At 60.1% G+C, this 12,598-nt stretch carries 14 protein-coding genes; 1 reads left to right on the top strand and 13 read right to left on the bottom strand.

Going from position 1 to position 12,598, the window contains the following annotated elements; all coding sequences use genetic code 11:
- From Q8K05_RS16830 to Q8K05_RS16770, 13 genes are all read right to left on the bottom strand, one after another.
- Positions 1–580 (bottom strand): aspartate-semialdehyde dehydrogenase (locus Q8K05_RS16830; protein ID WP_305247763.1); only part of this gene is annotated, 580 nt, incomplete at its 3' end.
- A 267-nt stretch (positions 581–847) separates the two neighbouring features.
- The gene (gene leuB / locus Q8K05_RS16825) at positions 848–1,918 is read right to left on the bottom strand and encodes a 3-isopropylmalate dehydrogenase (RefSeq protein WP_305247762.1); all 1,071 of its coding nucleotides are present in this window, start codon (positions 1,916–1,918) and stop codon (positions 848–850) included.
- A 76-nt stretch (positions 1,919–1,994) separates the two neighbouring features.
- The gene (gene leuD / locus Q8K05_RS16820; RefSeq protein WP_305247761.1) at positions 1,995–2,645 is read right to left on the bottom strand and encodes a 3-isopropylmalate dehydratase small subunit; all 651 of its coding nucleotides are present in this window, start codon (positions 2,643–2,645) and stop codon (positions 1,995–1,997) included.
- Positions 2,645–2,785, bottom strand: coding sequence for an entericidin A/B family lipoprotein (locus Q8K05_RS16815; protein ID WP_305247760.1), 141 nt, complete (start codon positions 2,783–2,785; stop codon positions 2,645–2,647). Before Q8K05_RS16815 ends, leuD begins: the two co-directional genes overlap by 1 nt.
- 23 nt (positions 2,786–2,808) lie before the next feature.
- Positions 2,809–4,284, bottom strand: coding sequence for a 3-isopropylmalate dehydratase large subunit (leuC, locus tag Q8K05_RS16810; protein WP_370868890.1), 1,476 nt, complete (start codon positions 4,282–4,284; stop codon positions 2,809–2,811).
- A gap of 38 nt (positions 4,285–4,322) precedes the next feature.
- Positions 4,323–5,261, bottom strand: a complete 939-nt coding sequence (locus Q8K05_RS16805) for a LysR family transcriptional regulator (protein WP_305247765.1) — start codon at positions 5,259–5,261, stop codon at positions 4,323–4,325.
- A gap of 275 nt (positions 5,262–5,536) precedes the next feature.
- Positions 5,537–6,847, bottom strand: coding sequence for a citrate synthase (gltA, locus tag Q8K05_RS16800; protein ID WP_305247758.1), 1,311 nt, complete (start codon positions 6,845–6,847; stop codon positions 5,537–5,539).
- Between the two features lie 34 nt (positions 6,848–6,881).
- The gene (locus tag Q8K05_RS16795) at positions 6,882–7,190 is read right to left on the bottom strand and encodes a succinate dehydrogenase assembly factor 2 (protein ID WP_370868889.1); all 309 of its coding nucleotides are present in this window, start codon (positions 7,188–7,190) and stop codon (positions 6,882–6,884) included.
- A 23-nt stretch (positions 7,191–7,213) separates the two neighbouring features.
- Positions 7,214–7,918: a succinate dehydrogenase iron-sulfur subunit gene (locus Q8K05_RS16790; protein WP_305247757.1), complete on the bottom strand. Its 705-nt coding sequence runs from the start codon at positions 7,916–7,918 to the stop codon at positions 7,214–7,216.
- Between the two features lie 19 nt (positions 7,919–7,937).
- Positions 7,938–9,734, bottom strand: a complete 1,797-nt coding sequence (gene sdhA, locus Q8K05_RS16785; protein WP_305247756.1) for a succinate dehydrogenase flavoprotein subunit — start codon at positions 9,732–9,734, stop codon at positions 7,938–7,940.
- Between the two features lie 62 nt (positions 9,735–9,796).
- On the bottom strand, positions 9,797–10,162 hold the full coding sequence (sdhD, locus tag Q8K05_RS16780; protein ID WP_305247755.1) for a succinate dehydrogenase, hydrophobic membrane anchor protein: 366 nt from the start codon (positions 10,160–10,162) through the stop codon (positions 9,797–9,799).
- Between the two features lie 17 nt (positions 10,163–10,179).
- Positions 10,180–10,626 carry a succinate dehydrogenase, cytochrome b556 subunit gene (gene sdhC / locus Q8K05_RS16775; protein ID WP_305247754.1) on the bottom strand — a complete coding sequence of 149 codons (447 nt, stop codon included), beginning with the start codon at positions 10,624–10,626 and terminating at the stop codon, positions 10,180–10,182.
- 125 nt (positions 10,627–10,751) lie between these two features.
- On the bottom strand, positions 10,752–11,549 hold the full coding sequence (locus Q8K05_RS16770; protein WP_305247753.1) for a GntR family transcriptional regulator: 798 nt from the start codon (positions 11,547–11,549) through the stop codon (positions 10,752–10,754).
- A gap of 270 nt (positions 11,550–11,819) precedes the next feature.
- Between Q8K05_RS16770 and Q8K05_RS16765 the strand changes: the two genes are divergently transcribed.
- Positions 11,820–12,598, top strand: a 779-nt coding sequence (locus Q8K05_RS16765) for a malate dehydrogenase (RefSeq protein WP_305247752.1), incomplete at its 3' end; no start/stop codon positions are given.

The following is a 12,598-nucleotide window of genomic DNA, read 5'->3' as shown; positions in this document are numbered from 1 at the left end:
GCAGGGATTTGACTTCGCTGTTGAGCGTACCGAACTGGGTCAGCAACTCGCGCATGTGCTGCGCGCCGCCGCCCGACGCCGCCTGGTAGGTCATGCTGGTCATCCATTCAACCAGACCCGCCTTGTACAGCGCGCCCACGCCCATCAGCATGCAGCTGACCGTGCAGTTGCCGCCTACCCAGTTGTAGCCGCCCCGGGCCAGCGCGTTCTGGATGACGGGCAGGTTCACCGGGTCCAGCACGATGACAGCGTCGTCATTCATGCGCAGGGTCGAAGCTGCGTCAATCCAGTGGCCGGTCCAGCCTGCAGCGCGCAGCTTGGGAAACACTTCCGCGGTGTAGTCGCCACCTTGGGCGGTGAGGATGATGTCGCACTTCTTGAGCGCCTCAAGGTCGAACGCATCCTTGAGCGTGGTTTCGTTCTTCGCTTGGGCCGGAGCTTTTCCGCCCGCGTTCGAGGTGGAGAAGAAAACCGGCTCGATCAGTTCGAAGTCGCCTTCGGCCTGCATGCGGTCGATCAGCACCGAGCCGACCATGCCGCGCCAGCCGACGAGTCCTGTGAGATTGCCTGTGAGTTTCATGGGGTTGCCCTTCAAAAAGTACGAGAGAAATTCAAGCTTTTTGGTCCGGCTCATCGAGCCGGCGGGCACGACGAACCGGGCTTGCTAGCCTTTAATGGTGGTCGTTGTGGTGATTTGGGTAAAAACCGGCGCGCTGCTTCCCGCTCGCAGCGCGGCGAAACAGGGGAGGGGTGCGGGAATTTTCCACATAGGCCGTTATTGTAGCCAGGCTCGCCTTTGGCCTGGCTGACAAGCCTGTGCCGACTTGCCCGCCAGCAACGAAAGGCTTCAGCGCAGGGCTTTGACCACCGCATCGCCCATTTCGACGGTGCCAACGCGGATTGTGCCTTCGCTGTAAATATCCGGCGTGCGCAGGCCCAGGGTCAGCACCTGATCGACGGCTTTTTCAATGCGCGCGGCAGCTTCAGGTTGGTTCAGGCTGAAGCGCAGCATCATGGCCGCACTCAAAATGGTCGCCAGCGGGTTGGCCACGCCTTTGCCGGCAATGTCAGGGGCGCTGCCGTGGCTGGGCTCGTACAGGCCCTGGTTTTTGTCATTGAGGCTGGCCGACGGCAGCATGCCGATACTGCCGGTCAGCATGGCGGCGGCGTCTGACAGGATGTCGCCAAACAGGTTGCCGGTGACGATGACGTCAAATTTTTTCGGGGCCTTGACCAGCTGCATGGCCGCGTTGTCCACGTACATGTGGTCCAGCGCCACGTCGGGGTACTGACGTCCAACCTCCGTGACCACGTCTTTCCAGAACTGGAAGGTCTCCAGCACATTGGCCTTGTCGACACTGGTCAGGCGTTTGCCGCGTTTGCGCGCTGCCTGAAAAGCCACATGGGCGATGCGCTCAATCTCGGGGCGCGAGTAGCGCATGGTGTCGAAGGCTTCTTCGGCGCCCGGAAAGTGGCCGTCAGTGGCCACACGGCGGCCACGCGGCTGGCCGAAGTACACGTCACCTGTCAACTCGCGGATGATGAGGATGTCCAGGCCCGCGACCAGCTCGGGCTTGAGGCTTGAAGCGTGCGTGAGCTGCTCGTAGCAGATGGCTGGACGGAAATTGGCGAACAGGCCGAGATTTTTGCGCAGGCCCAAAATGGCTTGTTCCGGACGCAGTGGCCGGTCCAGCGTGTCGTATTTCCAGTCGCCCACGGCGCCAAATAGCACGGCGTCGGCGTCTTTGGCCAGCTTCAAGGTGGCTTCCGGCAGTGGATGGCCGTAGGCCTCGTAGGCGGCACCGCCGACCAGTGCGCTTTCGGTTTCGAACTTCAGGTCCAGAACCTTCAAAACCTTGACCGCTTCGGCGACGATTTCGGTGCCGATGCCATCACCGGGAAGAATTGCGATTTTCATGATTGCTATCTTATTTGTAGTTGCTTGCGCCCGTATCTATTGGGTTGACGCAGATTTTTACTTCAATGATGGGAAGTCAGCCCGCTACCGTGTGGTTCAGCCAGGGCTTGGTCGCCAGGCGTTCAGCTTCAAAGGCCTTGATTTTGTCGCTCTGGCGCAGGGTCAGGCCAATGTCGTCAAAGCCATTGAGCAGGCAGTATTTGCGGAAAGCCTGCACCTCGAAAGGCAGCTCTTCGCCTTGCGCCTTGACGATGACCTGGCGCTCCAGGTCGATCGTCAGCGTGTAGCCCGGGAAGGCATGCACTTCGTCAAATAGCTGGGCTACCTGCGCCTCGGGCAGCACGATGGGCAGCAGGCCGTTCTTGAAGCTGTTGTTGAAAAAGATGTCGGCATAGCTGGGCGCGATGATGGCGCGAAAGCCGAACTGGTCGAGCGCCCAGGGCGCGTGCTCGCGCGAGGAGCCGCAGCCAAAGTTCTTGCGCGCCAGCAGGATGGAGGCACCGGCGTAGCGCGGCTGGTTCAGCACAAAGTCCGGGTTGGGTTTGCGGCTGGCCGGATCCTGGCCGGGAAAGCCGGCATCCAGATAGCGCCACTCGTCAAACAGGTTGGGGCCAAAGCCGGTCTTGCGGATGGATTTGAGGAACTGCTTGGGGATGATGGCATCGGTATCGACGTTCTCGCGGTCCATCGGGGCCACGAGGCCTTTGTGTACGGTGAATTTTTGCATTATTTCTTCTTTGCAGAGTCTTCAATTTTCTCGCCAACCTTTTGCACGTCTTGCCCGAGGCCCCTGAAGGTGTTGCATCCGGCCAGCAAAAAGGCCATTGAAACCAGTGAAAGTGCGAGCAGGGAAGTGGTTTTTTTCATGGTGATTCTCCTGAAACGTGGACTTAGACAAATTTTCGGATGTCGACGAAGTGGCCATGCACGGCCGCCGCCGCCGCCATGGCCGGGCTCACCAGATGGGTACGGCCTCCGGCACCCTGGCGACCTTCAAAATTGCGGTTGCTGGTGGAGGCGCAACGCTCGCCCGGCTCCAGCCGGTCGGCATTCATTGCCAGACACATCGAGCAGCCGGGTTCACGCCACTCAAAGCCTGCAGCGATGAAAATCTTGTCCAGGCCTTCGCGCTCGGCCTGTTCCTTAACCAGGCCGGAGCCCGGTACCACCAAGGCCAGCCTGATGTTTTTGGCGACCTTCTGGCCGATTCTTTTCACCACTGCGGCAGCTTCGCGCATGTCTTCAATCCGGCTGTTGGTACACGAGCCTATGAATACCTTGTCGATGTAAATGTCGTTGATGGCCTTGCCGGGCTCAAGTCCCATGTAGGTCAGCGCGCGTTCGATGGCAGCGCGCTTGTTGGCGTCCTTTTCCTTTTCGGGGTCGGGCACCTTGTCTTCAATCGACAGCACCATTTCGGGCGAGGTGCCCCAGCTGACTTGAGGCAGGATCTGGCTGGCGTCCAGCTCGACCACGGCATCAAATGTCGCATCAGCATCGGAGTGCAGCGTCGCCCAGTATTGCGCGGCCATGTCCCATTCGGCGCCGCCCACAAATTGGCCGGTTTTGGGGTCGGTTCCCGGCGCCAGCAGGCGGCCTTTCACATAGTCGATGGTTTTCTGGTCGACAGCAACCAGCCCTGCGCGCGCGCCGCCTTCAATCGCCATGTTGCAGACCGTCATACGGCCTTCCATGCTGAGATCGCGAATGGCGGAGCCAGCGAACTCAATGGTGTAACCGGTGCCGCCTGCGGTGCCGATCTTGCCGATGATGGCCAGCACGATGTCCTTGGCGGTGCAGCCTTTGGGTAGCGTGCCTTCGACCTTGATGAGCAGGTTCTTGGCTTTTTTGGCCAGCAGGGTCTGGGTGGCCATCACATGCTCGACTTCGCTGGTGCCAATGCCGTGGGCCAGCGCGCCAAACGCGCCGTGGGTGGAGGTATGCGAGTCGCCGCTAACGACGGTCATGCCGGGCAGGGTGGCGCCATTTTCAGGGCCAATCACATGCACGATGCCCTGGCGTTTCGACAGGAACGGAAAGAAGGCCGCCGCGCCAAATTCGTGGATGTTGGCATCCAGCGTCGTGATCTGCTCCTTGCTGACCAGGTCGGTGATACCGTCGTAACCGAGTTCCCAGCCGGTGGTGGGCGTGTTGTGGTCGGCGGTGGCCACGATGGAGCTGATGCGCCAGACCTTGCGGCCGGCTTCGCGCAGGCCTTCAAAGGCTTGCGGGCTGGTCACTTCGTGCACCAGGTGGCGGTCGATATAAAGAATGGAGGTGCCGTCTTCTTCGGTATGCACCACGTGCTCGTCCCAGATTTTGTCGTACAGCGTGCGGCCGTGCGTTTCTTGATTCATGCGTCCCATATGTGCTCCTTCGTGGTCTCTGTGGTCTATCGGTAATTTTAGGCCGCTGCGGGCATGCCGTGCGGCGCGGACTGCGCGAGGTGATCAACCAGCAGCCGGGCCGTCAAAGGCAGGGTGGAAAAATCCCGCGCCACCAGTTGAATCTGGCGCTTGGCCCAGACATCGTTCAGCGCGACGGATTCAAGCGCGCCCACGCCATGCATTAATGCAAACGCACGCTGCGGCATCACGCCTACACCCAGTCCGTTGTGGATCATGCGGCACATGGCGTCCAGCCCGGTCACGTGGATGCGCAGCTTGATGGTGCGGCCCACAGCAGCGGCGGCCTGCCGCATGGCCAGATAAATCGAGCTGTTGGCATGCAGGCCGACCTGGTCATGGTCCAGCGCTGCTTCGAAGTCAATAGCGCCTTGCGCGCACAATTCGTGGCCTCTGGGCACAATCAGTACCAGGTCGTCGGTGCGGTAGGGCCGCGTTTGCAGGTCGCCCGCACCATTGGCAGTGTTGCACACCCCCAGGTCTGCAGCGCCCTCCTGCACGGCACGCACCACCTCGGTACTGAGGTGCTCTTCCAGGTCGATCTTGATCTCGGCATGCTGGCGGATGAAGGCGCCCAGGTCTTCGGGCAAAAACTGCACGATGGCCGAAATGCTGGCGTGCACGCGCACATGGCCGCGCACGCCGTCGGCATACTCACTCAACTCGCCCTGCATTTTTTCAAGGCTGAACAGCACCGAACGGGCGTGGTGCAGCAGGCTTTCACCTGCGGGCGTCAGGTCGACGCCCCGGGTATGGCGGTAAAGCAGCGTGATGCCCAGCGCGGCTTCCAGATCGCTCAGGCGTTTGCTGACAGCGGATGCCGCGATGAACTCCCGCTCGGCCGCCTTGCCAATGCTGCCGAGCTCGCACACCGCCACAAACAACTGAAGCGAGGTCAGGTCGATGCGGCGGGCGAAATTGCGTTCGGAACTCTTGATGGACATGGGTTTTTGGTCATCGCAGTTGGCGATGGACTGCCATTTTGCCCCTTAATTAACCGGCCTGTCATCGCAATGCGAGATGGCCGGCTTGTTGGGATTTCCGCACCTGGAAGTTCCCATAAAAGTTATCAATGTTTTCGGTACTTTGCCCATACAGGGCCGGCGCAGGAAGCTATTGAAAAAATAGCATTCAATGTCCGGTCAGCGGGGCATTAAAAAACCCGCCGATGTTGCCATCTGGCGGGTTTGAGGCAAGGCGCTAATCTGGCTGATTAACGCTGGGCCATGGGCTTGACGTCGCGCTGGGTCGAACCGGTGAACAGCTGGCGTGGACGGCCAATCTTGTATTCGGGGTCGCCAATCATTTCATTGAGCTGGGCGATCCAGCCTACGGTGCGGGCCAGCGCGAAGACTGCGGTGAACAGCGGCACGGGAATGCCGATGGCGCGCTGCACGATGCCGGAGTAGAAGTCCACGTTCGGGTAGAGCTTGCGGGAAACGAAATAGTCGTCTTCCAGTGCAATTTTTTCCAGAGCCATGGCCAGCTTGAACAGCGGGTCGTTTTCGAGGCCCATCTCCTGCAGGACTTCCTTGCAGGTTTCCTGCATCAGCTTGGCGCGCGGGTCGTAGTTTTTGTAAACACGGTGACCAAATCCCATCAGCTTGACGGTGGAGTTCTTGTCCTTGACCTGCTTGATGAATTCGCCGATGTTCTCGATGCCGCCGTTCTTCTGGATATCACCCAGCATGTTGAGCGCCGCTTCGTTGGCGCCTCCGTGTGCCGGGCCCCAGAGGCAGGCGACACCGGCAGCGATGGCTGCGAACGGGTTGGTGCCCGACGAGCCGCACAGGCGAACCGTGGAGGTGGAAGCGTTCTGCTCGTGGTCCGCGTGCAGGGTAAAGATGCGGTCCAGCGCGCGCTCGAGCACGGGGTTGACCTTGTACTCTTCGCACGGCGTGGCAAACATCATGTGCAGGAAGTTGCCGGCGTAGCTCAGGTGGTTCTTGGGGTACATGTAGGGCTGACCCATGGTGTACTTGTACGCCATGGCGACCAGCGTCGGCATTTTGGCAATCAGGCGGATCGCGGCAATTTCGCGGTGTACTGGGTTGTTGATGTCGGTGCTGTCATGGTAGAAAGCCGACAGGGCGCCGACCAGACCGGTCATGATGGCCATCGGATGCGCGTCGCGGCGGAAACCGCGCAGGAAAAACTGCATCTGCTCGTTGACCATGGTGTGGTTGGTCACGCGGCTGACAAAGTCTTTTTTCTGGTCGCTGTTGGGCAGCTCGCCATACAACAACAGGTGAGAGGTCTCCAGGTAGTCGCAGTTGGTGGCAAGCTGCTCAATCGGGTAGCCGCGGTACAGCAACTCGCCCTTGTCGCCGTCAATGTAGGTGATGGCCGACTGGCAAGACGCGGTTGACAGGAAGCCGGGGTCGTAGGTGAACATGCCGGTCTGGGCATACAGCTTGCGGATGTCCACGACGTCCGGACCCACATTGCCTTGGTACACCGGCAAATCGACACTGGGGCTGCCATTGCTGAAAGACAGGGTGGCTTTGTTGTCAGCTAACTTCATGTGGGGTTCTTTCTCTCGTATCAGAGGGGGCGTGTTACGGAGCCGTAGCCCCAGGACGAAGCAAGCTTAAAACTTCAAGTGCTTCGGAGGTTGATGCGCTTTCCTTTGCCAGCGAATCAGAAAGCTGGTCAGGCTCTTTGCGCTTGAGCAGCAGGTCCAGCAAATCGTTGTCAGACAGCGCCATTAAATCATCCAGGCCTTTGGCCTGGCTGACGGTCAAGGTGGCCTCATGGCGCAGAAAGAATCGCTCGATCAACAGGTCGTTTTCCAGCAAACCGCGGCGGCAGCGCCACCTCAGTTTGCTTAAACCCCGCTGATCGAGTAGCGTGTGTGTCATGTCCATCGGGCGTCCGTGCTGCAAGGTCTTCAGACCGTCCGCCGCACCATCATTTCCTTGATCTTGCCAATGGCCTTGGCCGGGTTCAGCCCTTTGGGGCAAACGTCGGTGCAGTTCATGATGGTGTGGCAGCGGAACAAGCGGTAGGGGTCTTCCAGATTGTCCAGCCGCTCGGCGGTGGCTTCGTCGCGGCTGTCAGCCAGGAATCGGTAAGCTTGCAGCAGTCCGGCCGGGCCCACGAACTTGTCGGGGTTCCACCAGAAGCTGGGGCAGGCCGTGGAACAACTGGCGCACAAAATGCACTCGTACAGGCCGTTGAGCTCGTCGCGCTCTTCAGGGCTTTGCAGACGCTCTTTTTCAGGCGGCAAGTTGTTGTTGATCAGGTAGGGCTTGATCGAGTTGTACTGCTTGAAAAACTGCGTCATGTCGACAAACAGGTCGCGCACGACCGGAAGGCCGGGCAGCGGCTTCAACACGATGGTTCCCGTCAGCGTGCGCATGTTGGTCAGGCAGGCCAGGCCATTCTTGCCGTTGATGTTCATGGCGTCCGAGCCGCAAACACCTTCGCGGCAGGAGCGGCGAAAGGAAATGGTTGGATCCATCGCCTTGAGCTTCATCAAGGCATCGAGCAGCATGCGCTCACTGCCGTCGAGTTCAACCTCGATGGTCTGCATGTAAGGCTTGGCGTCGGTGTCGGGGTCGTAGCGGTAAATCTGGAAAGTACGTTTGGTCATGGGGGTCCCGCTTGTATTTTTAGAAGGAGCGAACGGTGAGGGGCACGGACTCGACGGTCAGTGGCTTCATTTGCACCGGCTTGTAGGCGAGGCGGTTGCCTTCGCTGTACCACAGCGTATGTTTGTGCCAGTCCGTGTCATTGCGGCCGTTCGGATGTTCGGGCGTGTCGCCGTAATCGTCGACCGAATGGGCGCCGCGACTTTCATGGCGGGCTGCGGCGGAAACGATGGTGGCTTCAGCGGCCTCAATCAGGTTTTCAACTTCCAGTGCCTCGATGCGTGCGGTGTTGAAAATCTTCGACTTGTCTTTCAAGCCGATGGTGTTGACGCGCTTGCGCAGTTCGGCAATTTTGGTCACGCCTTCGTCCATGATGGCCTGGGTACGGAACACGCCGGCATGCTGCTGCATGGCCGCACGGATGGCATCGGCCACGTCCTGCGCATACTCGCCCGTGGTGGCGTTGTCCAGGCGATCGATGCGCGCCATGGTTTTGTCCGCGGCATCTGCCGGCAGTGGCTTGTGCTCGGTGTTGGCCTGGTTGAATTCGACAATGTGGTTGCCGGCAGCGCGGCCAAACACCAGCAGGTCCAGCAGCGAGTTGGTGCCCAGGCGGTTGGCGCCATGCACGCTCACGCAGGAACACTCGCCGACCGCGTACAGGCCCTTGACGACCTCGCTCTGGTTATCGGCGTTCTGCGTGACCACCTGGCCATGGATGTTGGTCGGGATGCCGCCCATCTGGTAATGGATGGTGGGCACGACGGGAATCGGTTCCTTGGTGATGTCGACGTTGGCAAAGTTGTGGCCAATTTCGAACACCGAAGGCAGGCGCTTCATGATGGTGTCGACGCCCAGATGGGTCATGTCGAGGTTGATGTAGTCCTTGTTGGGGCCACAGCCGCGGCCTTCCTTGATTTCCTGGTCCATGCAGCGTGACACATAGTCGCGCGGTGACAGGTCCTTGTAGGCGGGCGCATAGCGCTCCATGAAGCGTTCGCCATTGCTGTTGCGCAGAATGGCGCCCTCGCCACGGCAGCCTTCGGTCAGCAGCACGCCGGCACCGTGCACGCCGGTGGGGTGGAACTGCCAGAACTCCATGTCCTCCAGCGGAATGCCGGCGCGTGCCGCCATGCCCAGGCCGTCGCCGGTGTTGATGAAGGCGTTGGTCGACGCCGCAAAAATGCGCCCGGCGCCGCCGGTGGCCAGCAGGGTGGTCTTGGCCTCAAAAATATGCACGTCACCGGTTTCCATCTCGATGGCCGTCACGCCGACGACGTCGCCATCGGCGTCGCGGATCAGGTCCATCGCCAGCCACTCGACAAAGAAGCTGGTTTTTTCCTTCACGTTTTGCTGGTAGAGCGTGTGCAGCATGGCGTGACCGGTGCGGTCGGCTGCGGCGCAGGCGCGCTGCACCGGTTTTTCGCCGTAGTTGGCGGTATGGCCGCCAAACGGACGCTGGTAAATCGTGCCGTCGGGGTTGCGGTCAAAAGGCATGCCCATGTGCTCCAGGTCATAGACGACCTTGGGCGCTTCGCGGCACATGTATTCGATGGCGTCCTGGTCGCCGAGCCAGTCGGAGCCCTTGACGGTGTCGTAAAAATGATAGTGCCAGTTGTCTTCGGACATATTGCCCAAAGAGGCGCCAATGCCGCCTTGCGCCGCCACGGTGTGGGAGCGTGTCGGGAACACTTTGGAGAGGACGGCGACGTTCAGGCCGGCACGGGCCAGCTGCAGCGAGGCGCGCATGCCGGAGCCGCCGGCACCGACGATGACGACGTCAAATTTTCGCTTGGGGAGTTTGGAGGTTGCGGTCATGATTTTTCTCGAATCTTGGTAGCCGGATGCGGCCAGGTTTGACTGGGGGATGACTTGGAAGGCTAGAGGCGCCAGAGCACCTGAATACCCCAGCCTGCGCAAGCAACCAGCCAGACAATGGTGAACACCTGCAGGAACAAGCGCAGGCCGACCGGTTTGATGTAGTCCATCCAGATGTCGCGCATGCCGACCCATACGTGCAACAGCAGGGCAACAATGACGGCGAAGGTCAGCGCCTTCATCCACTGCGGCGAAAAGATGCCGGCCCACTGGTCGTAGCCAATGGGGCCTTTGCTGAAAATGACCTGTACCAGCAGCAGCAAGGTGAAGAGGGCCATCAGGGCCGCGGTGATGCGCTGGCTCAGCCAGTCACGTGTGCCGTAATGAGCGCCGACAACGATGCGCTTGGAGCCGTAATTGACAGACATGGTGCTTTCCCTGGAAATTAGTAAATGCCAAACAGCTTGGCGCCCAGCACGAGCGTGAGGCCAATGCTCACGGCCAGCGTGAAGGCGGCGGACTGCCTGCCGAAATCCTTGCTGACGGCTTCGTGGCTGGTGTCCATCCAGAGGTGGCGAAGACCGGCAATGAAGTGGTGCAGGTAGGCCCAGATCAGCGCCAGCGCGATCAGCTTCCAGAGCACGCCGGGCAGGCCCAGCATGCCCACATTGAATGCGGACTTGAATCTGGCAAAGGAGATGTCGGAGGAAATCGACGTGTCAAACATCCAGATGATGAAGGGCATCAGGATGAACATGATCGCCCCGCTGACGCGATGGAGGATGGAGACAAGGCCTGCGAGGGGCAGTCGGTAACCGGGCAGGTCGGTGAGTGCGTTGATATTGCGGAATTCAGGCCGCTTGGGACGCTGTTTTGGTGCCAGCTCTGTCATTTTGTGGGGCTTTCGTGGGTGTAACTACGTGGTAACCGGGGATGCGGTGACCTTCCGACCGTGATAATTCTATTGCAACGCAGCAAAGCAATTTACAAACCTTTGCAGCTCCTCAAGTATTCCTGTTAGCTCAGTTCGTTTTTGTAATGGTGGGTGTCGGTGCGGTACAGGCCCCGACGCAATTCCATGGGCAGATCGTTGTAGGTGTAGGCGGTGCGCTCCACGCTCAAAAGCGGCTCGCCTACCGGCACTTTCAGCAATTCGGCGGAAGCCGCATCGGCAGCAACCGCCCGTATATTTTCTTCGGCGCGCACCATGCGTACACCAAATTCGGTTTCAAACAATGCATACATCGGGCCGCGGTAGTCGGCCAGCCGCTCAGCGGTCAGGCCCTTGAAGGGGCCGCCGGGCAGCCAGACGTCTTCAAGAATGGTGGGTGTGCCCTGAAAGGCCAGCACACGGCGCAACTGCAGCACGGCATCGCCGGTGCGCAGGGCCAGCGAGCGGGCGATGTCTGCGGGCGCGCGCAGGCGTTTGCAGTCAATGATCTGCCGCTCGGCCGGTCCCTCGCTGTTGATGTCACCGTTATCGGGCATCAACCTCAGGAAGCGGTACTGCACCTGTTGTTCGGCGTGCGTGGCGACAAACGTGCCCTTGCCCTGGTGACGCATCACCAGGTTTTCAGCGGCGAGCTCGTCAATCGCCTTGCGCACCGTGCCCTGGCTGACGCGAAAGCGCGCGGCAAGGTCCATCTCGCTGGGAATCAATTCGCCCGGTTTCCACTCGCCTGCCTGCAGGCTCTTCAAAATCAAGACCTTGATTTGCTGATAGAGCGGGCTAAACGCTGGGGTCGCACCCGCAAGTGCGCTTGCCGCGCTGGCGGCTGCGGCGATGTCGGTGAATGAAGAGGGGGCAATGGCCATGGGTACACGGGTTAAAACGATGCCTGGTCGCGCAGGTTGCGCGTTACAAGCCAGTCCGAATCATATCTTATATAAGACATAAGACAAATTGACCTGTGGCGTTTTTCAAGCGTAAAATCTTTGGCTGAGTGTGGCGCGCCAAGCGATCTATTTTTTTTGGGGGCAGGGTGGTAAACGCACCCGAGGCCGCCCGGTATCCCCAGGATGCTGCCCAACACCTCACGCCACCAATGGTGCAAAGCATTTTTTACTTTACTGGAGTTGTCAATCATGAGCAAAAAACCCGTCCGCGTCGCAGTCACTGGTGCAGCAGGCCAAATCGGTTACGCATTGTTGTTTCGCATTGCCTCTGGCGAAATGCTGGGCAAAGACCAGCCGGTCATTTTGCAACTGCTCGAAGTTCCCGTCGAGGGTCCCCAGAAAGCGCTCAAGGGCGTGATGATGGAACTTGACGACTGCGCGTTCCCGCTGCTCGCCGGCATGGAAGCGCACAGCGATCCGATGACCGCCTTCAAGGACGCCGACTATGCCCTGCTGGTCGGTTCGCGTCCACGCGGCCCCGGCATGGAACGCGCCGAGTTGCTGGCCGTCAATGGTGCAATTTTCACCGCGCAGGGCAAGGCGCTCAACGCGGTGGCCAGCCGCAACGTCAAGGTGCTGGTGGTCGGAAACCCGGCCAACACCAACGCCTACATCGCGATGAAGAGCGCGCCCGATCTGCCACGCAAGAACTTCACCGCCATGCTGCGCCTGGACCACAACCGCGCTGCCAGCCAGATTGCCGCCAAGACCGGCAAGGCCGTGAAAGACATCGAAAAGCTCACCGTCTGGGGCAACCATTCGCCCACGATGTACGCCGATTACCGTTTTGCCACCATCAATGGTGAAAGCGTCGCCGCGATGATCAATGACCAGGAATGGAACGCCAACGTCTTCCTGCCGACCGTGGGCAAGCGTGGCGCCGCCATCATTGAAGCGCGTGGCCTGTCGTCGGCTGCTTCGGCTGCCAACGCCGCCATCGACCACATGCGCGACTGGGCGCTGGGCAC

Origin of the sequence: Polaromonas sp., from assembly GCF_030682935.1 — a bacterium.
In the GTDB taxonomy this organism is placed as follows: domain Bacteria; phylum Pseudomonadota; class Gammaproteobacteria; order Burkholderiales; family Burkholderiaceae_C; genus Polaromonas.
The sequence above is the reverse complement of the archived record's forward strand: the minus strand, read 5'-3'. Positions and strand labels throughout refer to the sequence as shown.